The organism is Psychrobacter sp. UBA6739 (genome assembly GCF_002453835.1).
GTDB lineage: Bacteria > Pseudomonadota > Gammaproteobacteria > Pseudomonadales > Moraxellaceae > Psychrobacter > Psychrobacter immobilis_A.
The window spans coordinates 1-21,595 of the sequence record NZ_DKHR01000010.1; the positions used below are offsets into that span (position 1 = coordinate 1).

The 21,595-nt window shown below is 43.0% G+C and carries 14 protein-coding genes and 1 pseudogene; 9 read left to right on the forward strand and 6 right to left on the reverse strand.

Features of this window, described 5'->3' with window-relative positions; translation table 11 throughout:
* Positions 1–21: 21 nt before the first annotated feature.
* Together B2575_RS02970 and B2575_RS02975 are read right to left on the reverse strand one after the other, a co-directional pair.
* Entirely contained in the window at positions 22–165 is a 144-nt protein-coding gene (locus tag B2575_RS02970; RefSeq protein ID WP_296240070.1) for a hypothetical protein, read from the reverse strand.
* 273 nt (positions 166–438) lie between these two features.
* On the reverse strand, positions 439–2,475 hold the full coding sequence (locus B2575_RS02975; RefSeq protein ID WP_296240071.1) for a hypothetical protein: 2,037 nt from the start codon (positions 2,473–2,475) through the stop codon (positions 439–441).
* A 630-nt stretch (positions 2,476–3,105) separates the two neighbouring features.
* Between B2575_RS02975 and aceE the strand changes: the two genes are divergently transcribed.
* Positions 3,106–5,919 carry a pyruvate dehydrogenase (acetyl-transferring), homodimeric type gene (gene aceE, locus B2575_RS02980; RefSeq protein WP_055124237.1) on the forward strand — a complete coding sequence of 938 codons (2,814 nt, stop codon included), beginning with the start codon at positions 3,106–3,108 and terminating at the stop codon, positions 5,917–5,919.
* A 25-nt stretch (positions 5,920–5,944) separates the two neighbouring features.
* Positions 5,945–7,681, forward strand: a complete 1,737-nt coding sequence (locus B2575_RS02985; RefSeq protein ID WP_296240072.1) for a 2-oxo acid dehydrogenase subunit E2 — start codon at positions 5,945–5,947, stop codon at positions 7,679–7,681.
* A gap of 212 nt (positions 7,682–7,893) precedes the next feature.
* Here the strand turns inward: B2575_RS02985 and B2575_RS02990 are convergent, their stop codons facing one another.
* Positions 7,894–8,535: an OmpW/AlkL family protein gene (locus B2575_RS02990; RefSeq protein ID WP_238035262.1), complete on the reverse strand. Its 642-nt coding sequence runs from the start codon at positions 8,533–8,535 to the stop codon at positions 7,894–7,896.
* 842 nt (positions 8,536–9,377) lie between these two features.
* Here B2575_RS02990 and B2575_RS02995 point away from each other — a divergent pair.
* Positions 9,378–10,361, forward strand: a complete 984-nt coding sequence (locus B2575_RS02995; protein WP_296240073.1) for an ion transporter — start codon at positions 9,378–9,380, stop codon at positions 10,359–10,361.
* Between the two features lie 113 nt (positions 10,362–10,474).
* Here the strand turns inward: B2575_RS02995 and B2575_RS03000 are convergent, their stop codons facing one another.
* The 3 genes and pseudogenes from B2575_RS03000 to B2575_RS03010 all read right to left on the reverse strand — a co-directional run.
* Positions 10,475–11,122, reverse strand: coding sequence for a TerD family protein (locus B2575_RS03000; RefSeq protein WP_045452128.1), 648 nt, complete (start codon positions 11,120–11,122; stop codon positions 10,475–10,477).
* Between the two features lie 88 nt (positions 11,123–11,210).
* Positions 11,211–12,347 (reverse strand): helix-turn-helix transcriptional regulator, encoded by a 1,137-nt coding sequence (locus tag B2575_RS03005; RefSeq protein ID WP_296240074.1) that lies wholly within the window; start codon positions 12,345–12,347, stop codon positions 11,211–11,213.
* Between the two features lie 165 nt (positions 12,348–12,512).
* Positions 12,513–15,174, reverse strand: a pseudogene (locus tag B2575_RS03010) (AAA family ATPase); the annotation flags it as partial.
* Between the two features lie 516 nt (positions 15,175–15,690).
* Between B2575_RS03010 and rsmG the strand changes: the two are divergent.
* From rsmG to B2575_RS03045, 6 genes are all read left to right on the forward strand, one after another.
* Positions 15,691–16,407 (forward strand): 16S rRNA (guanine(527)-N(7))-methyltransferase RsmG, encoded by a 717-nt coding sequence (rsmG, locus tag B2575_RS03020; protein ID WP_296240077.1) that lies wholly within the window; start codon positions 15,691–15,693, stop codon positions 16,405–16,407.
* Between the two features lie 225 nt (positions 16,408–16,632).
* A complete protein-coding gene (locus tag B2575_RS03025) occupies positions 16,633–17,412 on the forward strand; it encodes a ParA family protein (protein WP_296240078.1) in 780 nt (259 codons plus the stop codon).
* Between the two features lie 140 nt (positions 17,413–17,552).
* A complete protein-coding gene (locus B2575_RS03030; RefSeq protein ID WP_296240079.1) occupies positions 17,553–18,698 on the forward strand; it encodes a ParB/RepB/Spo0J family partition protein in 1,146 nt (381 codons plus the stop codon).
* 85 nt (positions 18,699–18,783) lie between these two features.
* Entirely contained in the window at positions 18,784–19,518 is a 735-nt protein-coding gene (locus tag B2575_RS03035; protein ID WP_270895082.1) for a MotA/TolQ/ExbB proton channel family protein, read from the forward strand.
* A gap of 86 nt (positions 19,519–19,604) precedes the next feature.
* Entirely contained in the window at positions 19,605–20,036 is a 432-nt protein-coding gene (locus tag B2575_RS03040; RefSeq protein WP_025651795.1) for an ExbD/TolR family protein, read from the forward strand.
* Positions 20,037–20,130: 94 nt separating this feature from the next.
* Positions 20,131–21,595, forward strand: a 1,465-nt coding sequence (locus tag B2575_RS03045) for an ABC transporter ATP-binding protein (RefSeq protein ID WP_296240080.1), incomplete at its 3' end; no start/stop codon positions are given.

The window sequence follows — 21,595 nt, forward strand, 5'->3', positions numbered from 1 at the left end:
CTCCGATATACTCGGGGCGGTTCAGATCTTACCTTCAGCGTTTTTGGTGACTTGATTGGCTGTTAAATCCATTTTTAAGGCATCATTGGCGTGAGCAGCACTTAGTGCTATTACCGACGCTAAGCTTGCTAATATGGCACTGCGTAAAAAATTAAAACCTTTCATATCGTATTCCTTGCTTAAACCATTATTATCAAGTCAATCTTGACTTCGTCCCATGCAATGTAAAAACTGCAATCAACTATGAATAAGAGATGCTGATAAAGTTAGAATTGTTCCTTAATATGATTGTCACGCAAACAATACAAATATTCACCACAAAAACGACAAATGGTATTTTGGAGTACACAAACGGTAAAAGCCCTATCTATAGAGATAGGGCTTTTGTCAGTAAAAAATATTCTTTAGAGTTGATAATATAGCAAGGGGGAATAGTTACTAAGGATTCACAGTAGTGCCGTATTTGGTGTTGAAGCGAATAGCTCGACGGCGATCGGAGCTGGTAATTCCTAGCGGGAAGCCATTAGTTAGCACTTGACCATTATTACCAATCGATACTGAGCTATTAGAAAAAGAAGGCACACCGCTGTTTTCTCCAATAGGTGTAGGCGTGGCTAAAGTAGACGTTACAAGAGCACCATTTTCTCCTTTTTTCTGTAATATGTCTCTAATAATGATATCTGTCAAAGGCACATTACCACGGTTAACCGCTTCAATCCTATAAGCGATACACTGGCCTGGTATGATGTTAGATATTGGGTTTGTACTATAAACAGTACTGGCGCTACCCGTATAATTAACACTAATGGTCGTCAGGTCAGTCAAGCTGCAATCATGGACATATTGACTCTTGAACAGTACTAGAGCTGCATTATCTTGAATAACATCACCGAAGTTGTTATCAGGATAATTAAATGTATTATTTTTAATGTTTATTTGTTGCACATTGCTCGTAGTGTCCACAGAGTATGTGTAATTATTAGGTTCATTCTGAGTAGCACAGAGCCTCGTATTGCTTCCAAGCTGTGCAGGTGTCAGAGTGAAACTATAGGTTCCATCAGGATTGATGTTCATAGTTTGAGATGTAAACGTGCCCGTATCACCTGCGCATTTATTTAGGGTGATAGTATGACCTGTAGTAAAAGGAATGCCAGATTCAGTTGGTGAATCGTATTTACCGTTGAAGTAAAGATTGTTATTTAGATATTTATCGGATACATCGTCTTTAGTGGGGTTTATGATTTTACCATTGTCGTTAAACACGATGCCTGAAAAGCTATAAGATTTTGGTGTGTTGGTAATAATACAAGTAACCTCGTCACCATAGTTTAAGTTTGATAACGTAAAAGAGCTTGTGTTTCCAGAAGGCGTGCTTGAGTTGCTACCAGTCGTTGCATTGCTACAGACATAGCTAGTATTATAGTTAGTAGCATCACCATTTATTATATTCTCAGATATGGTATAGATTGTACTTGGGGCTAATTCCAATGGGGTAACAGTGCTTCCATTAGTTATGGTCGAACCTGCCCCTGTTGTTGTAAAAGACGCTGTAGAGCCTTGACTATCAGGAGTTAATTTTCCACCAGCTACTTTAATATTAAATTGGTCACGCTTAGTATCACTGTCGTTAAAACGAGTACCAGTTAACACTTTTTTCACAATGAGTTTCGGTGGTGCTAGACAAAAATAAAAGTCGGAGTAGCCGATAGCGTGTGGGCTATTTGTTTGTGTAAGAGTGTTGTTGTGCTTAAGGTTTAGAGTAGTATTCGCAATACTGTAGTTCCAAGCAGCGTCTATAGTACATCCTCCAACACCGCAGTTGAGTCCTGAACGAGCTGTCACAACATTACCAGCAGGATTTCTTGTATGAAAACTTGTATTAAATGTCAACTGTCCTCGATTAGCAGAAACATCAACCTCCTCAATATAAGGTACTTGTCTAGAACTAATTGTAGAATCTAAATCTTGTATCTTGTATCCAACTTTACTCACCGATCGATTGATACTTACATTCAGACTATGATTATTTTTGATCGAAGGAGAGTTGTGGACTAGATTCAATGCTGACGTAGTGGCACCATTAATAGAACCAAAGAAGGGCGGGGTACCACCATAATTAGTATTCAAGTCCAAAAGTAGAGGAAAATAGATTACAAATGCTTTTTTATCTGAGCCTTCTGTAAAAGTAAAAGTTCTATTATCACTTCCAGCAGTCCAGTCAAGAGGTTGCGAGGTTACGGGATAGTCTTTAGTAGGGGTAGGAGCATTAGCACCAATATAGTACATTTTATGATTCACAGGGCAACTTGCCAAGTCAGAAGTTGGAGAAGACTCAAAAGGATTGGGGTCAGCCGCAAAGGCGCCATTACTAACCAACATCAAGCCCGTAGCAGCTATCAATGCCAGCACCCGATATATATATTCACTGAATAGTTGTGAAATTATTGAATTTAGAACGTATGGCATTTTATGCATATGGTTATCCCTATAAAAAGCTAAAACTTGCTATAAGCGTTTAACTAGTCCTCAATTATTTCACTAACTAAAATAATGTATATATTACGTAACTTAACATATTAAGCAATAATTTCGTAAAAGTCCTACGAAGTGGATGAATGGCAGATATTTCATGACCAGCTACAGTATCTAGTTATAGATGTCAGCTCGTTAGCAAACAATCCTTATATTTCTTTGAAACATTTCTAAAAAAACTAATGATTATTTATTTCAAAAATACTTGTCATATCACCATTTCTTTACAGCTATAAACAACTGCAGCATAAGAGCCTATAATAAAGAGTTATTATCATTTGATAATTGACTATAAAAGTTGGGTTAGCATTTTATTATCTAACCACTTTTAAATACTCAGTTCATATGCGATAGATAGTAGCGCTGTTTTTATTTTGGCTATGTGAGGCTGCTCCAGATTATGAGTTGGTCAAATACTGCCGCATAACCGCACCCTACTATAAATCTCACTTCTTAAAATTAACAAGGAAGTCATTGAGAAAATTATTCCCGCACGACAATATTGAAGTAACACTTTGATTTAATAATATCCTGTCTTCGGGCAGGACTGACTGATAAAAAAGGACAATAGTGATGAATTATTATAAGGATGCTGATAGCACCGAAACCCAAGAGTGGCTGGAAGCGTTTGAATCTGTTATCAAACATGCAGACAAAGATCGTGCTCAGTTTCTGCTAAAAGCTTTATACAACATGGCAGTTCAAGAAGACCTGCCGTTCAATCGTCTCGATACCGCTTATATCAATACCATCGCCGTTGAAGATGAACCGATGTACCCTGGCGATCTAACTATTGAGCGCAAAATCCGTGCTTTGATTCGCTATAACGCATTGGCCATGGTCATGCGTGCAAACAAAAATGACGACGATTTGGGTGGTCACTTAGCGACATTCGCTTCTAGTGCCACGCTATATGAGACAGGTTTTAACCATTTTTTCCGTGCTGCCAGCGATCATTTCGGTGGTGACATGATTTATTATCAAGGTCACTCAGCACCCGGTATTTATGCGCGTTCTTATTTAGAAGGTCGATTGACCGAAGATCAGCTGGATAATTTCCGTCGTGAAGTCGGCGGCAAAGGCTTATCAAGCTATCCGCATCCATATCTCATGCCAGATTATTGGCAGTTCCCAACCGTATCGATGGGACTTGGTCCGATCATGTCGATTTATCATGCGCATGTACATCGCTATATGGAAAACCGCGGTTTGCTAGAGAAAGAAGGTCGTAAGATTTGGACATTCTTGGGTGATGGTGAAACGGATGAGCCAGAAAGCTTAGGCGCGATTTCTCTCGCTGGTCGTGAAAAGCTAGATAACCTAATCTGGGTTGTCAACTGTAATTTACAGCGTCTTGATGGTCCAGTCCGTGGTAACGGTAAAATTATCCAAGAGCTAGAGTCTGTGTTCCGCGGTGCTGGCTGGCGTGTGATTAAAGTTATCTGGGGTGGTAAATGGGACAGCTTACTTGCCAATGATAAAACTGGCGTGCTCAAACATCGTATGGAAGAAGTGGTCGATGGTGAGTATCAGCTATACGAAGCCCGTACAGCTGAGTTCACTCGCAAAGAGTTCTTTGGTAAATATCCTGAGTTAGAAGAGATGGCTGATGCGCTATCTGATGAGGATATCTCGCGCTTGAATCGTGGTGGTCATGATCCAATGAAAGTGTATGCTGCATTCAGTGAAGCGATGAAAACCAAAGGTCAGCCAACCGTTATTTTAGTCAAAACCGTTAAAGGCTATGGCTTATCGGCTCAAACACAAGCGGTCAATAAATCACATCAGATTAAGAAACTCGATCAAGAAGCGTTGATGTATTTCCGTGATCGCTTTGATTTACCATTTACTGACGAGCAGCTAGAGACGCTACCATTCTATCGCCCTGAAGAAGGTTCAGCGGAGATGAAGTATCTTAAAGGTCGCCGCGAAGCGCTAGGTGGTCATTTGCCAAATCGCCGCAGTGGGCATATCCCATTGAATATTCCTGAACTGTCAATGTTTGATCGGGTATTAAAAGGCAGCAATGGTAAAGAGCAATCAACGACGATGGTATTTGTGCGCTTATTGTCAGCCATGCTGAAAAACAAAGACATCCAAGATCGCGTCGTGCCGATTGTACCTGATGAAGCACGCACTTTTGGTTTAGAAGGTATGTTCCGTCAATTGGGCATCTACTCTGCGGTTGGTCAAAAATATACGCCAGAAGACAGTGAAGCTTTGATGGGCTACAAAGAAGCCATCGACGGTCACATGTTAGAAGAAGGTATCAACGAAGCGGGCGCAATGAGTACGTGGATTGCGCTTGCAACCAGTTATTCTGTGAACGCGTTGCCGATGATTCCGATGTATATCTATTACTCAATGTTTGGTTTCCAGCGAGTGGGTGACTTGGCTTGGGCGGCAGGCGATTGTCAAGCACAGGGTTTCTTACTCGGTGCAACAGCTGGTCGTACCACATTGAACGGCGAAGGATTGCAGCATCAAGATGGCCATTCACAGATTCTATTTAACGTTGTGCCTAACTGTGTGACTTATGATCCTTGCTTTGGTTATGAGCTAGCGGTTGTGATGCATGATGGCCTACGCCGTATGTACGGTGAAGGCGAGCGCGTTTATTATTACTTAACGCTAATGAATGAAAACTACGAGCAACCTGCGATGCCAGAAGGCGCCGAGGAAGGCATCAAGCGCGGTATGTATTTGCTTGAAGACAATGGTTCAACCCAAGTGCAGCTATTAGGCTCTGGCGTTATTTTACGTGAAGTACAAAAAGCGGCGCAGATTCTAAAAGATGAGTTCAATATCACCTCCAACGTCTGGAGCGTGACCAGCTTTAACGAGTTGACTCGTGACGGTATGGTCTGTGATGACTACAATCGCTTGCATCCAATGGACGAAGAGCGTGTGCCATGGGTCACTGAGCAATTAGCACCGCACGAAGGTATCGTCGTTGCGGCTACGGACTATATGCGCAATTATTCAGAGCAAATCCGTGCTTGGTTGCCAGATAATCGTCCTTATACGACTTTAGGAACGGATGGCTATGGTCGTTCTGATACTCGTGAAAATTTGCGTAGTTTCTTCAATGTGGATGCGGCTCATATCGTGGTTGCGACGCTCAAACGCCTAGCGGATGAGGGTGAAGTTGAGATGCGTTTGGTGAAAGATGCTATTTCAAGCTTAGGCATCGATGTGGATCAGCCACCTGCATGGCAACAACAGCCTTATTATGATCATTCTCCCGATGCACCAGCACCTGGTAATGTCAATCCAAATCCTGTCCCTGAATTTGTCGCTGAAGATGATGATGAAATCAGCAATGAGGGTCGGGCTGAAGATCAAGCGGATGCGACTTTACTTAATAACGGTGATGTCAAAGAATAATAATCATAAGACTAGGAGATAAATCATGGATATTAAAGCCCCCGATTTGGGTGTTGATAGCGCCGAAGTCAGCGAAATTATGGTAGAAGTGGGTGATGTCATCGCAAAAGATGACAACATCATTCTATTAGAATCTGATAAAGCCTCGGTTGAAGTGCCAAGCTCTGCTGCTGGTAAAGTCACCAAAATCAGCGTTGCTGTTGGTGATCAGGTCAGTGAAGGTATGGTGCTTATCGAGCTTGAAAGCGTAGAAGACAGTGCAGAAAGCAATGTAGACACTAAAGAAAATAGCGCTGCTGACGAGAAGCAAAAGGCAGATGAAACGGCTGCTAAGCCAGAAACAAAGGCTGAGCCTGCGGCAACTGAATCAGCCTCGTCTGACTCTAATGACAAGCCTGCGTCTAACGCTGGTAAATCGACCACTCATGCATTACCTGATCTAGGTGTCGATGAAGCGCAAGTTTCTGAAATCATGGTCAGTGTTGGTGACATCGTGACTGCGGATCAATCAATCCTATTGATTGAATCTGACAAAGCATCGGTAGAAGTACCCGCACCAGTCGCTGGTAAGATTGAAAAAATACTGGTTGAAACAGGTGACATGGTTGCTAATGGTCAAGACTTTATCGTTATCATGAGTAGTGGTGCAGATGCTGCTGATACAAGTGAGTCTACATCAGATAGCACTGAGCCAAAGCATTCAGCACCAGCCAAATTAGAAGAGAAAGCTGCTGCCAAAACAACGGGTGAGCCAAAACAGGCAGAAAAACCGTCAACGCCTAATGCGGTCGCTAGTAAGCAAGCTGACAAGTTGACTGAAGCACAGGTCAATGAAAAGTTGGTTGACGTATATGCAGGTCCAGCCGTACGTAAGCTGGCGCGTCAGTTAGGTGTCGATATCACCCAAGTGAATGGTTCAGCGCTAAATGATCGCATTCTAAAAGAAGACTTGTTTGCGCATGTTAAAGAAAGCTTAAGCACTCAAAAAGCGGCGCCTGCCAGTGGCAATGTAGCCAGCGCTAGCCTGCCAAGCTTACCTGACATGAGTAACGTTGAGATTTGGGGTGAAACAACAACCCAAGACCTTAGCCGTCTACAAAAAGTCTCGATACCGCAGCTCAACTACAATACCTTGTTGCCACAAGTGACCCAGTTTGATTTGTCTGATATCACTGAGACAGAAAAACTGCGTGGCGAGCTAAAAGGTAGCATGAAAGCAGAAGGTATCGGCTTCACGATTTTAGCGTTCGTGGTCAAAGCGACGGCCTATGCGTTAACGCAGCATCCACGTTTTAACAGTCATTTAAACGATGACAATACCCAAGTTATCTTGCGTAAAAGTGTCAATATGGGCATCGCGGTGGCAACGGATGATGGTCTCATCGTACCTGTTATCAAGAATGTGCAGGATAAAGGCTTGAAGCAAATCGCCATTGAAATTGGTGAGCTTGCGGTAAAAGCGCGTGACAAAAAACTCACTACTAAAGATTTGCAAGGCGCAAGCTTTACCATATCAAGCCAAGGCAACTTGGGTGGTACTGCCTTTACGCCATTAGTAAATTGGCCTCAAGTGGGTATTTTAGGTGTGTCTGAGGCAAGCATGCAGCCACGTTGGGATGCTGAGAAGCAAAGCTTTGAGCCGCGTCTCATGTTGCCATTATCATTGTCTTACGATCACCGTGTGATTAATGGCGCAGATGCTGCCGTATTTACCCGCTATATCGCAACATTGCTGGCTGATCCGCGCCGTATTTTGCTATAAGAATCGTTTGTACTGAAAGGCTCTGAAAAAAGAAGACTGTCTTAGGATGGTCTTTTTTTATGATTAAAATTTGATACTAATAGTCACCAGATTTTTAGCAGTTAATGACTTTAGCACAATCGTTTTATCTATAATCATTGCCGCTTAAACTTTAGATACAAAAAAGCCGGCGATTAAGCCAGCTTTTTTTATTCACATTACTTTATGTTATATTAGAAAGTCTTAACAAAAGCAACGCCATATACCCAAGGGCTGATGTCAACTTCACCAAGTTCAATGGTCTCACCATTAGCTTTTACGCTGGCGTCTGTTTTGATGTCCATATAGCGAGCATCAATACGGAAGTATTCAGTTGGGGCAAAAGGTATGTCAAGACCAATGTGACCAGCAACGCCAACGCTGTCATCAAGTTCTAATTTTTCGAAAGCATCGCTATAGATTTTTTCTTTAAAGAAAGTAGTGTAGTTCACACCAACACCAACAAATGGTTTCACATTCATAGGCATGTTGTAGCCATCGAAGTGATACTGTACCGATAGAGTCGGTGGCAAATGCTGAGTTTTAGCATCGATAGTAGCATCGCCAGCAGTTAAGGTAATGTCATGATGGAATGGTGTAGCCGCTAGTAATTCAATACCAATGTTATTGGCAACGAAATATTCGCCGCTAATGGTTGGTTGAACATCACTGTCTACGTCGACACCAATAGTGCCATCTGCCAGAGTACCGTTATCGCTCTTTGGGTCAACCATGTGAGCGCCAGCAGCGACAGACCAAGTACCAGCTGGTACAGCAAATGCTGTGGTCATAGTAAGTGCAGTAGCAGTGGCTAAAACTAGGGATTGTAGTTTCATCATTTGATTCCTTAACGTGATAGAAGATTATCGGTGGCTATCTAACGAGGGATGACATTAGGTACCGATACACAATGTTATGATTATTGACTAACCTGTAACATTACAACGCTATTATAATACAAAACCATATTTACTGTAAGGTTTTAAACGCATATTAATGGCTTTTATGGCATAAATTTATCGTAAAAGGTATATTTGTCGAGGTAATTAAAAATTATTTAGGACAGTTAGTGTTTGTGAGGCAGGACTTAGGTTCTGTCATACCGATGTTATATAGATGTAATGAGTTAGAGTTTGGGCTATAGTCAATGATGTTAAACTCTCGCTGATATTTTTAGAATGTTAAAATGTCAAAAACTTAGAGTCGGTAATGATAGTCTCATTACTTTTCGAATGAATAACGAGATTGGGAAAAGAGGGGTAATATATTATGCTTGGCTATTGTAGTAATTCTCCTCTACGCTGCACAAACGCACGTTCTGTAACGATATTGGATCGGATGGACTCTTGCTGTCCTGAATGCAACTTATTTTTGCTGCCTGCTCAAGATATCAGTCAGCAATTACGCGCTGACGAACGATTTTTACGCTTTGCTATCATCGCCATTGTGCTGGTGCTAATTTTGTTTGCCTACATGTATTATTTAAATTTAGTATAATCACCGATCATGATTCATACTAAATAAGCCAGTCCTTTCATTAGTAATACTCTAAGAGCACTAAATCGCTAAGTAGTGATGGGTATAAAATACTGATGGTGACCGAGAATTAATGTCATATTCTGTGATGACTGCTTTATTCTATTAATATAAGACCGGTGTTTCACCGCATAGGGACGGCATGCTATTCCAATCTATACGGCGCTTGCGTCTTTTCGTTTACGATATTCTGCAAAATGATGAGCACGATACGCTGTTTAGCCGTTGCGTTGACTATTTTTTAATATTTTTAATCATGACCAATGTAGCAGCGGTCATTGCTGAGTCGGTTGACAGTTGGTATTACCCTTATCAAGAGTATTTTACTTGGTTTGAAAATTTCTCTATCGTGGTGTTTTCTATTGAGTATTTGCTGCGTTTGTGGAGTGTGGCAGAGGAAAAACCAGATAACACCACTTGGCGTCAGCGTTGGGAGTGGTTGAAAAGTCCTTCTGCGTTGATTGATTTAGTCGCCATTGCGCCAGCTTTCCTGAATTTCTTTGTTACGATTGATTTACGCTTTTTACGTATTTTACGTTTATTCCGAATTCTCAAACTGACACGCTATTTTGCTTCGTTACGCATCTTATTGGTGGTCATCAGCAAAGAAAAAGGCTCGTTCCAAGCGGTTATTTTTATTTTAATAATTATGATTGTGACGGCATCTAGTGGCATTTACTTGGTTGAAAACCACGCCCAGCCAGAAGAATTTGAGTCGATACCTAAAGCGATGTGGTGGGCGGTGGTGACGCTAACGACGGTGGGCTATGGCGATGTTACGCCGATTACCAATGCGGGTAAAATATTGGGTGCGGTTATTACCATATTAGGTGTGGGTCTGGCGGCATTACCTGCAGGTATTTTAGCGACTGGTTTGGCAAATGAGCTTGCTCAGCGCCGTGAAGAGCTTGAACAGGACTTTCGAGCACAGTTGATTGATAGTGATTTTGATTTGGTGAAAAATCAGATGATGATCGATAAGATTCGCCGTGAGCTGGGACTGGATAAAGAGCAGGCACAAAATATCGTATTACAGGTATTACGCGAACAAGAGCTTGAGCGCCGTGAAAGAGAAGTGGAAGAACGACAAAAGAACTTTTGCCCACATTGCGGTGAGCCACTGTAAGTTTTTTATAGTGGTTACTTTAGGTTTCAAAAAATGGATATGTAAGAAAAGGGTGCAACGTTATCAGAACGTTGCACCCTTTTTATTAGCAATAAACGGATATTTTATGGTATTTAGATAGCTTGTGGAATGGGTAGCGCACGGGCCAATTCATGGGCAACTTGCTGCGCCGCCGTTGCTAAATCTTCGGCAGGAAGGGGTAGGTTTTGCAGCGTGAGATGCCAATCATCCACTTCTCGGCGTAAATGTGCCACCCACAGCGTCGTACAATCACGTGGCAGTTGCTTTAGATTGACTTCAAAACAACGATTGCCCTCATCATCACTTAGATGAATCTCGCCTTTTTTGACTCTTGAAAACGGATGACCGTGGTAAGAGTTGGCTATCATAGCAATGTGGGTGATATGCGCTGGGATTTTATCTAAGTAAAGCCTGATTTGCTCTTGGTCAAGAGGTGCCAAATACATCGCTTGTTCGCCGCGATCTTTGCCATTGAGACTGTCGCCTTGATGTTTCACTGATTCCGCTTTATCGCGCAATTGTTTGAACCAAACGATATCACTGATGGTGCAATTGTCGTCATATAGTACGCAAGCCAAATCAATATCAATAGCGCTCTGGTTTTTTTTAAAGCGCTTAAACATGCCTTTTGGCTCAATCTTGGTAAATTCATAGTTTAGCGCAAAAAATAAGGTTCCCGCGTCTAAGCCCAGTCCTCTTAAACTGTCTGACAGTAATGGCAATGAGGCAGTGGTCGGCATAACATTCCTTATCTACTTTCGTTCTTCATTTTTAAATAGTGGTAATCGTCTGAATACGGTTAAATTTGAACGTCATTACCCGCAGTTGTTATTTATGATCAAAAAACTTATCCAATACGGCTTGATGTAACAATGCTGGTTTGGCATTCAATAAACCATTGCCAAAACCACGTAACCACCAAACCAGTTGCGAAGTTAGGTTGACAGTGGCTTGAATGGTCAGCGTGTTATCATCCAACGTAACAGTTTGATCGTCACTGAGCTTGCTTTCAGTCAGGCTTTTGCCCGCTTGTTTGGTGAATTGTAGCTCAATAGCGGTGTTTTTGCCATGATTAGGCAGCTCACCGAATAAGGGGTGGCTAAAGCCCATACCACCCGCATCCAAATAAGTATCGAGTTGGAAACTCTCAGGTGTTTGTGCGGCGCTTTCGAGAATGTCAACGCTAGCAAATCGATGTAGGGCAAAGGTACGAATGGTAAAGTTTGGATCATCAGTACGAGTTGCCAGCAGATAAATAATCACACCGCGCTGGATGATAGCTATAGGATTCAAAAGATATTCACTGGCCTGTGATTTATTGCTGCGGGTATAGCAGGCTTTGATTTGTAATTGATAAAATAGCGCATGGTAAATATTGTCTTTGCTATCCAAGTCAATATGCGGCGCGATTAATGGCTGAGTGGCAGGCTCAATACGCACTCTATCGATCCATGAATGGGTGACTTTACTGTTTTTTAGCTGCCGCCTTGCCAAGTCAAACCATGGAAATAATTCATCTAAAATAACAGGTGGTAGTAGCTGAGTTAGATTGGCTTCAACCATATTAAAGGCGACTGCTTGCGATAGATTCATGTGCGGTAAGCTTTGGAGTGGCGCGTCATCACGCCAGCGCCAGCCTTGTGGGTTGGCGTTGTTTTTCTCTATGGGAAAGCGTTTTGCCAGCGCATTTAAGTCGCGCTGAACGGTGCGCAGGCTGATGTCAAAGCCTGCCATCATCAGCTGCTCGTAGATATGGGTTGTGCCCACCCAGCGGTTGCGCTGTAGTTGCGATAGCACTTGCCACTGGCGCGCCGTCGTCGCCGCGCCATGGCGATTATCGTTACTATCTCCTGAGACGTGGCTATCTCCTGAGACATGACTGTCCGCTGCCGCTACAGTATTAGCTTGCTCAACAGAGTTAGTTTGAGCATGAGAGTGGTCGGCGTCAGTAGAATGTACAGTCATTAAGCGATAACCTTTATGAAATTACGAGTTGGCTTTTGTATAGCTTAGCGGAGTATTAACCATTCATCATCGCAGAAAAGCATCGTAGCGTCTAGGGCATGTCTTCAATTAGCACACTGACTTATTGATTGGTTTTGATACAGCTACATTTTACTATAAATCAGCTTATAGGGCGTCAATGGGCGTTTTAGTGGCATTGTTATCGATACCTTGATTGAGGCTTTGATTGATACCTTGATCATCATTTATAACGACTTCGTTATGCTCCGCCTTGTCTTTACATTTTTCTTTTTTTCTCTTGTCCCGTTTTTTTTGACGTTTTGCTTTCTGCTTCTTTTTATCTTTCTTTTTGGACTTTTTATCATCAATACCATCGTCATTGCTATCTTGATTTTCATCCCATAACATCAGACGACTTAAGACTTTGCCAAACAACGTGTCTTTACGATAGCGACCTTTTTTATTCATGGTATCGATAGGTAAACCAGTCATCAGCGTCAATGCTTCGCTCAGTGTATAGACACCATAAATATGAAATTCGTTCGCTTTGACGGCAGCAATGATGTCGTCACGCAGCATGAGCTGTTTGACATTGGCCATTGGAATGACCACGCCTTGCTGCCCAGTCAATTCTTGCTCGCGGCATGCATCAAAGAATCCAGCAATTTTAGAATTGATGCCACCAACCGCTTGCACTTCGCCCAATTGGTTCATAGAGCCAGTAATGGCAAATGATTGATCAATCGGGACGTTTGCTAAGGCAGATAGCAGCGCACAGCCTTCGCTGACGGTGGCACTATCGCCATCGATGTGGGCGTAGCTTTGCTCAAAAGCGAGCGAGGCGCTAAAGTTGAGCGCATGATGTTGGCTGAATAACGCGCGCAAATAGCTGGTCATAATCAGCATGCCTTTGGCGTGTAAACTACCGCCCAAATCTACATCACGCTCGATATCGAGAATCTCACCTGTACCGATATTTGGTTGAATGACGGCAGTCAAGCGGGCGGGCATGCCAAACTCGCTATCGGCATAGCTGACCACTGTCAGTGCATTGACTTGTCCGACAGCGCTGCCTTGAGTTTGAATAAGCTGCTGACCGTTTTTTAGCTCATCCCAATAGAGGTCACGCAGGTATCCTGAACGCTCGTCCATATCATCGATGGCTTGTGTGACATGATAGGCATTAACAATGTTTTTTCCGCTTAAATGCGCGTGGCGGTTAGACTCATGCAATAGCTTGATTAATAAATCACTGTGCAAGCTTAAGCGGTCTTGGTCTTCTGCTTGTAAGCTTAAATGCTCAAGTAGGGCAGCTTGCGCGCTACGATCAAACGGATAGAGATTGGCATAATCAATGATGTCAGCCATTTTTGCGACTAACGCCAATTCGTGCTCACTGCTGCGAGGCACATCATCGTGAAAATCCGCACGTACTTTAAAGACCGCATCAAACTCAGGCTCAAGCTCTAACAGCTCATAATATAAATCAGCTTCACCAAGCAAAATCACTTTAACATCAAGGTCAATGGGGGCAGGTGCTAATGATAAGCTGCCTGTTAAGGTCAGCATTTGTTCAAGGCTTGAGAGTTTGATTTTGCGTGATTGTAGCGCGCGCTTGAGACCCTGCCAGGCATACGGATGCTCAAGTAAGTGACTCGCTTCTAATAGTAAATAACCACCATTGGCACGGTGCAGAGCACCTGCTCGAATCATACTGACATCAGTGGTGACCGTGCCCAATTGGGTGATTTGCTCGACATGACCCAACAAGTTCAAGTGCGTCGGTAAGTCCTCAAAGATGACGGGTGCACCATCTTCTGGGGTGTGACTGACAATGACGTTGACCGCATAGCGACTTGGGGTCGTGGCCAAAACTGCCGTTACAAACTCTTCGTCATCGCCATTGACGATGCGCTCGACATGCGTAACCATGTCGGCAAATACGGTCTTGAGATAGTCAATGACCAGCGGGTGACTGGCAAATTGCTCATAAACAGGGGCAAATAACGGTTGCAGTGCACGACGTGCAATATTGCGATGCAGAGCTTCTATCGCATCATTGGCTTCGTCCTCTAACTGCTCTAACGCGATGGTCAACTGACTTAAGCGTTTTTGCATATGGTTTTTTTGGACAAAGTTATTTAGCTCAGCTTCGTATTCACTATTGCCGTATTCAGTATTGTTTTCATTCTGCTCTGCATTCGTAGGATCGTTATACTCGGTGTTAGAAATGCTCGCTTNNATCACCACCACTAGTTTCTGTCGCGAGTTGACTGGGATGTACAAACACCGCTTTATTATCAAAGGAGCGAAACGTCAACGCCAAATCATATTGTTTGCCTTCCGCATTGAGCACATCATAAGCCTGACTTTCTTTTTGATGTGTGTCATTTTTGATGGCTTCGATTTTGCTTTGATATTGGTCACTACGAAAGCGTTGGCTCAATCGTTTTTTGGCTTGTTGCCATAATTGATTGACTTGCTGCTGCAATAAGGAGGCTTGCCCCGCAGGTAGTCGCAGCGCTAAAGGGGTACGTGGATCGGTGAAATTATGCACATATACCCAGTCGTCAGGTGTGGATGCATCGGCGGCAATGCGCGTTAGCAAGCGGCTGATGACGGTGCGTTTGCCCAAGCCATTTTCACCAGCAGCAAACACATGATAGCCACTGGCTTTGATATCCAAAGCTGTTTGTAAGGCTTTTAGGGCACGCTGCTGACCAAAGCCCACGTCTAGATCTGGTGCCGTACGGGTATCCGAGGGTAATTCATCAGGGTCGCTATAGCGTTTTAGTTGCTCAGCGGTGACAAGGCAGCGCTGCTTGATATCAATAAAGCATGGATGCGGTGTATTCGGTGTTGCTGATTTGGTACTTTTTAATTCAATGATGGGTGTTGCCATATTATTAGCGTCTTTTTTATTAGCGTCTCTTGATAATTGAGAGGTAGGAATGTGTGGCTGTTTGGTCATAGGTATAAATTATATCGTTTGTAGAAAGTGGCGTAGTTATTAAGTGTTATTAAGTGCTATTAAGTTTACTAATGAGTGCTAATACTTGGTTTTTTCTAGTTAATTTGCATCGTTCATAAAAACATCTTACAAGATAAAACGGTGTTTTAAATAAATCATTAAAAGCAGTTTTGTATCATTAGCAAGCTTTGTTAAAAACGCCTATATAAGCAATCATTCATCATCCATTTGACGTGATTAAAGAACAATAACGCCTCAATATAGGCTCAGATAGTATAAGATGTCTCACATTGGCGCAATCTGCAACTATTCAATGGGCAGACTGCATGATAAAATAGACGGTTCACATGTCAAAACTGGATAACTCGTTGTATGTCAGACTTTACTAAAACATCTTCATCCTCTGCTAACACGGGCAATATCCGTATTGATCCGACTGGCTTTGTAAAGCTTGGCGCACAGTTGCCAGCGCTGGCGAATACCTTGGCTCAAGCGGTCGATGAGCTTAGTCTACCCTTGAGTGAGACGCAGCAGCGCACATTATTATTGTACTTAGACCAGCTTTTGTTGTGGAATAAAGCGTATAATCTGACCGCCATCACTGATCCAGAAGAGGCTTTAATCAAACATATAATTGATTGTTTGGCTATTATAACGCATTTACCGTCAGGGTCACTGTTAGATATTGGCACAGGAGCAGGGATGCCAGCGGTTATCATTGCGATTTGTCAGCCAGAGCGTCAATGCACCGCACTTGATAGTAATCAGAAAAAAATTCGTTTTATTAAGCAAATCAGCAGTGAGCTTGGCTTGAATAATATGCAGCCAATTGCTTCTCGTATCGAGGCGCATGAAGCCAGCTATGACGTTGTGACTTCTAGAGCTTTTGCCAGTTTGATCGATTTTGTCGAAGTGGCTCAGCCGCGCTTAGCAGATAACGGTTACCTGTGCGCGATGAAAGGCAAAGCGCCAAGCGATGAAGAACTACAAGCGCTGGACAATGACTGGCATATTAAGACGATTAAGCTTAAAGTGCCTCGTTTACATGATAGTCGTCATTTAATTGAATTGTCCTATAAAAATGTCTAAGCTATGAACACCTTTTAAATGATACATGTCGGTGACACATGGTTTTGTTGATATCTGAATGGCAAGATATTCAAAATATGGTGATACAGATAGTGCTAATTGTATAGAGATACTCGTACTGTTTACACTTATGAGTACTATGCTATGCAAAGTTTAGTGAAAAATCGATTGTGTAAGCCAAAAGTAAAACAATAGTAATAGACCCTAATTAAATTGAGTGAGTGTATGGAAATCATAGCAATTGCGAATCAAAAAGGCGGCGTGGGTAAAACCACGACGGCAGTGAATTTGACCGCCAGCTTGGCTGCGAAGCGCAAGCATGTACTGCTGATTGACTTAGACCCACAAGGCAATGCTACCAGTGGTACGGGTGTTGATAAAAACGAGCTTGGGCTAACTATCGCTGACGTATTATTGGATGGGGTGTCGCTGTCTGATGCTATTGTTACTAGTCCGGCGGGGTTTGATGTGATCGGTGCCAATCGTGATTTGGCTGGCATGGATATTACCTTGATGAATAAGACCGATAGTCATGAGCTGTTTAAAACAGCAATGGTGGCTTTGGTTAATGATCAGATAGCTGCTAAAAAACCTGCTTACGATTATGTGGTTATAGACTGTGCACCCAGTTTGAATTTGTTGACGATTAATGCGTTAGTTGCTACAGATAGCGTTATTATTCCCATGCAGTGCGAATATTATGCATTAGAAGGCTTGGCTGATTTGTCGCAGACGATTGAGCGTTTAACCGAGTTGAATCCGAAGCTATACATTCGTGGTGTAGTGAGAACATTATTTGATGCACGCAATACACTGGCTCGCGACGTGTCTGCCGAGCTTGAAGCTCACTTTGGCGATATTATGTATAAAACCCATATTCCAAGAAATATTCGCTTGGCAGAAGCGCCAGCACATGGTTTGCCAGTCATCGCTTATGAAAGATGGTCAAAAGGTGCGCGCGCTTATCAAAAATTGGCGGCTGAAGTCATGAAACAAAGTGACTAATATTTTTTTAGTGCCAACGATAGACTGTAAGCACAAGCGACCAAACAGATATCGAACATTGAATATCGTATTTATAAGTAATGAGTAAGCTGTATTAATAATTATTTGGCTTTTATTTTAGCGTTAGAGGATAGGTAATCATGGCGAAGAAAAGAGGGTTGGCTGCCAATCGAGGCTTAGATGCCTTATTGGGGTCAATCAAAAAAGAAAAGCAAATCACCGCCTCTGCCTTGCAAGACGACATGGCGGCGCGTGAGAGTACTTTGCCAGCTGAAACGCTAAACGCTGATAGATTAAATATTAGCACGCCTGCTCAATCTGATAGTAATGAGACCAGTGAAAAACCAACGGCCAAAGCTATTGCCTCTGACACCACTGCCAGCAGTCGAACCACACGGTCGCCGCGCACGATAAATAAAGGTACGGTTAATAAGAGTCGTGTTAATGGAACGGATGCCAGTGCCTCTGAAGACCAGATCAGCTTGGTGCAAATAGATGTCACGCGTTTGCAAGCGGGTAAGTATCAGCCGCGCCGTGATATGAGTGAAACGGCGCTTGCAGAGCTGGCTTCTTCGATTGAGCAGCATGGCGTTATGCAACCGATCGTTATCCGTCCGTTATTGGCCAATGAAGACAAGAGTGAAGCATTCGTTACCCATGAGATCATTGCTGGCGAGCGTCGCTGGCGAGCGGCAAAAATGGCAGGTAAATCTGTCATTCCAGCGATTGAACGTGCTTTATCGGATGAGCTTGCCATCGCACTGGCCTTGATTGAAAATATCCAGCGTGAAGATTTGTCCGTGATTGAACAGGCCGCTGCATTACAACGCTTTCATACTGAATTTGGTATGAGTCATGCGATGATTGCCGAAGTCGTTGGCAAGGCGCGCACCACCGTATCAAACCTGCTGCGTCTCAATCAGCTGCATGATACCGTCAAAGATCATTTGGCAAATAGCGCCCTAGATATGGGTCATGCGCGCACGCTTTTGGCATTATCCTCTGAGCAGCAGCCGATTATCGCGCAAAAAATTATCGACGGCGGTATGACGGTACGCGACGCTGAAAAGTTGGTTAAATCGATCTTGCAGCCTGTACCGAAAGCCAATCGTGCTGAGCAAACGCAATCTCGTGAGGTTGAGCGCTTGACGCAAAGACTGACAGATATGTTAGGGGCTGAAGTCAAACTCAAACACAAAAAAGATGGTCAAGGTAGTGTTGAGATATTTTTCCATAACCAAGATCAGTTAGCAGCTTTAATTAAGCACATAGAAGCACAGGCTTGATATCGCTAACAAGTTTGTCATGATACTGTAAATTTAAGATATTTTGATAGCCGCTATTTTTATAAAAATATAAAAGAGAGTCAATATGTGGGAGTTGGTAAAAGCGGGTGGTTGGTTGATGACACCTATCGTGGTGTGCTCAATATTGGCATTGGTTATCATCATCGAGCGTAGTCACACCTTACAGTTTAATAAAGTTGCTCCGAGTAGATTGCGCGAACAGCTAATCACGCGCTTACGTGAGAATGGGGATATTGGTCGTACACAGTTGATGAATGTCAAAGAAAAAACACCTTTGGGAGATATTTTAGCGACAGGGCTGCTGTATCGTCAATATGGCTTAGACTCGATGACGATGCATATGCAAAACCGCGCTAGCGTACAAGTGCATCAGTTAGAAAAAAACATCAATATGCTTGGGACCATAGGGGCGATTGCGCCACTACTGGGGTTGTTAGGCACGGTGTTAGGCATTATTTCGTCATTTTTGGCGATTACCGATGGGGCGATGCAAGACCCAACGATGCTTGCTGCTGGTGTGTCACAAGCGTTGATTACGACTGCTGCTGGTATGATCGTGGCTATTCCAGCACTGGTTGCCTATCGTTATTTTCAGCGCCGTATTATCGATATTAATGCCCAGTTTGAGACGCAAGCGGGGCTAATGATTCAAGAGTTGTATGATTATCATTTGCTGGAAAATACGTCTACTGCTGGCTTGAATGTGCCTGCACATCGTGCGCCATCGGCTGAGGTTGTAGATAATGAGTATGCAGTGGATGGGTTAAGCTCAAATAATGGTGTTGCCGTCACTTCTTAGCATTTATTTTTTAGTATTTGTGACTGTTCAGCACGCTATAATAATCCATCAAGCACATGAGTATTCAGTAAATTAAAGAGAGTGATATGCGCTTTAGAAAACCGACTGTTGAGCCGCTCGAAATTAACTTAACCCCGATGATTGACTGTTTATTATTTTTGATTGTGTTTTTGCTGTTAGCCACGTCGTTTAATCATTTTAGTCGTTTAAATATTATTCTTCCTGAAGCTGAAGGTGTCGCGCTGACAGAAGAGAAAAACAGTATCGAAGTGGCAGTACAAGAAGATGGCAGTTATCTGGTGAACGGTATAACGCTTGCCAGTAGTAATGAGGCAGAGTTGACCAGTATGCTACAACAAGAAGCTGGTAGTAATCGTGACATGCTATTTGTTATTGCTGCGGATGCCAATGCCACCCATCAATCGGTTGTGCGAGTGATGGACATTGCGGGTAAACTGGGATTTTTGAATCTTAATATCAGTACGGTCGTGCCACTTGGTCAGCCGTTACCGCAGTAGCCTATAGCTACTTTAGTGCCATTGATAGATGCTCTTATAAAACTGTGATTTTAACGCAGTCCATTCATGTTATGACCCCCAAATTGAGGCTTTTATGAGCCAAGCATATCAACCTGACTCTGCAAAAACTGCTGCTAAAAAATTATCAGCAGAGCCGTCAAACATACCTAAACATAAGACCTTGCTGCGTTTGCTGAGTTATCTAAAACCATACTGGTGGGCATTAATGCTTACTGTGTTGGGCTTTGCGATTAATGCGGCGACAGAGATTTGGATTGCCAAATTACTTCAATACATCACCGATGCCATTAATCAGAACGATCAAAGCAAACAGGATTTATTTCCATTATTGATCATTGGTCTGTTTTTTGTCCGTGGTGTTGGTAGCTTTTTGGGTAATTATTATTCTGCTCTGGTCTCACGTAATTTGGTATATGAGCTGCGAGTGGAAGTCTTTAATAAATTGCTTCGTCTGCCAAGCTCTTTTTACTTAGCCAATCCTGCTGGTACCATTTCATCCAAGCTGATATTTGATGTTGAGCAAGTCACCGCCGCTAGTACAGACTCTATGAAGACGCTACTGCGGGATGGTTTGACAGTCGTCGCCTTGATAGGTTTCTTGCTTTATAGCAATTGGCGTTTGACGTTGATTTTATTCGTTGTGCTACCGCCAATATTGTGGCTTATTCGCATCGCCTCAAAGCGTTATCTAAAGTTGTCTAAGGGTATTCAAGAGACGATGGGTGATGTCAGCCATATTACCAATGAAGTGATTGGTGGCTATCAGGTTGTCAAAAACTATGGCGGTCAAGCATACGAAGCCGCACGCTTCGATAAAACATCGAAAAAGAACTTACGCCAAGGCATGAAGGTCGTGGTGACCAACAGTATCAATACGCCAGCAGTACAGCTGCTAATGGCTGTCGCCATGTCAGTTGTGGTGTGGCTCGCACTACGCCCATCGGTGATAGACAATATCTCAGCGGGTGAGTTTATCTCATATATCGCGGCTGCAGGTTTGCTCAGCAAGCCGGTACGCTCATTGACTGACATCAATCAAAAACTACAAAAAGGTATCGCGGCAGGTGAGTCGATTTTTGCCTTGTTAGATGAGCCAGAAGAATCAGATACTGGTGTGCTTAGCCCTGCTTTGACGGGCGAAATCAAGCTGGATAATGTCAGTCTGGTCTATCCTGACTCAACGGTCGCTTTGCGTGACTTTACGTTAGATGTAAGAGCGGGTGAGACGGTTGCATTGGTAGGGCGAAGTGGTGCTGGTAAGTCATCTTTAGTAAACTTACTGACGCGCACCTTATCGACCTCTTCTGGGCAAATTACCTTGGATGGTATACCGATTGAAGACATTAAGCTTGAGAGCTTACGGGCGCAGATTGCGATGGTCAATCAACAAGTAGTTCTGTTCAATACCACGGTATTTAACAATATTGCTTATGGTGGCTTAGCCAATAAGACCCAAGCGGAGGTTGAGCGCGCCGCAAAAGATGCCTTTGCTCATGATTTTATTATGAAAATGCCAAACGGCTATCAAAGTGAAATCG

Excerpts from the sequence above, each read along its gene's own strand:
- B2575_RS02970 (WP_296240070.1), bottom strand. The coding sequence starts at position 165 with ATGAAAGGTTTTAATTTTTTACGCAGTGCCATATTAGCAAGCTTAGCG.
- B2575_RS02975 (WP_296240071.1), bottom strand. The coding sequence starts at position 2,475 with ATGCATAAAATGCCATACGTTCTAAATTCAATAATTTCACAACTATTC.
- aceE (WP_055124237.1), top strand. The coding sequence starts at position 3,106 with ATGAATTATTATAAGGATGCTGATAGCACCGAAACCCAAGAGTGGCTG.
- B2575_RS02985 (WP_296240072.1), top strand. The coding sequence starts at position 5,945 with ATGGATATTAAAGCCCCCGATTTGGGTGTTGATAGCGCCGAAGTCAGC.
- B2575_RS02990 (WP_238035262.1), bottom strand. The coding sequence starts at position 8,535 with ATGAAACTACAATCCCTAGTTTTAGCCACTGCTACTGCACTTACTATG.
- B2575_RS02995 (WP_296240073.1), top strand. The coding sequence starts at position 9,378 with ATGCTATTCCAATCTATACGGCGCTTGCGTCTTTTCGTTTACGATATT.
- B2575_RS03000 (WP_045452128.1), bottom strand. The coding sequence starts at position 11,122 with ATGCCGACCACTGCCTCATTGCCATTACTGTCAGACAGTTTAAGAGGA.
- B2575_RS03005 (WP_296240074.1), bottom strand. The coding sequence starts at position 12,347 with ATGACTGTACATTCTACTGACGCCGACCACTCTCATGCTCAAACTAAC.
- rsmG (WP_296240077.1), top strand. The coding sequence starts at position 15,691 with ATGTCAGACTTTACTAAAACATCTTCATCCTCTGCTAACACGGGCAAT.
- B2575_RS03025 (WP_296240078.1), top strand. The coding sequence starts at position 16,633 with ATGGAAATCATAGCAATTGCGAATCAAAAAGGCGGCGTGGGTAAAACC.
- B2575_RS03030 (WP_296240079.1), top strand. The coding sequence starts at position 17,553 with ATGGCGAAGAAAAGAGGGTTGGCTGCCAATCGAGGCTTAGATGCCTTA.
- B2575_RS03035 (WP_270895082.1), top strand. The coding sequence starts at position 18,784 with ATGTGGGAGTTGGTAAAAGCGGGTGGTTGGTTGATGACACCTATCGTG.
- B2575_RS03040 (WP_025651795.1), top strand. The coding sequence starts at position 19,605 with ATGCGCTTTAGAAAACCGACTGTTGAGCCGCTCGAAATTAACTTAACC.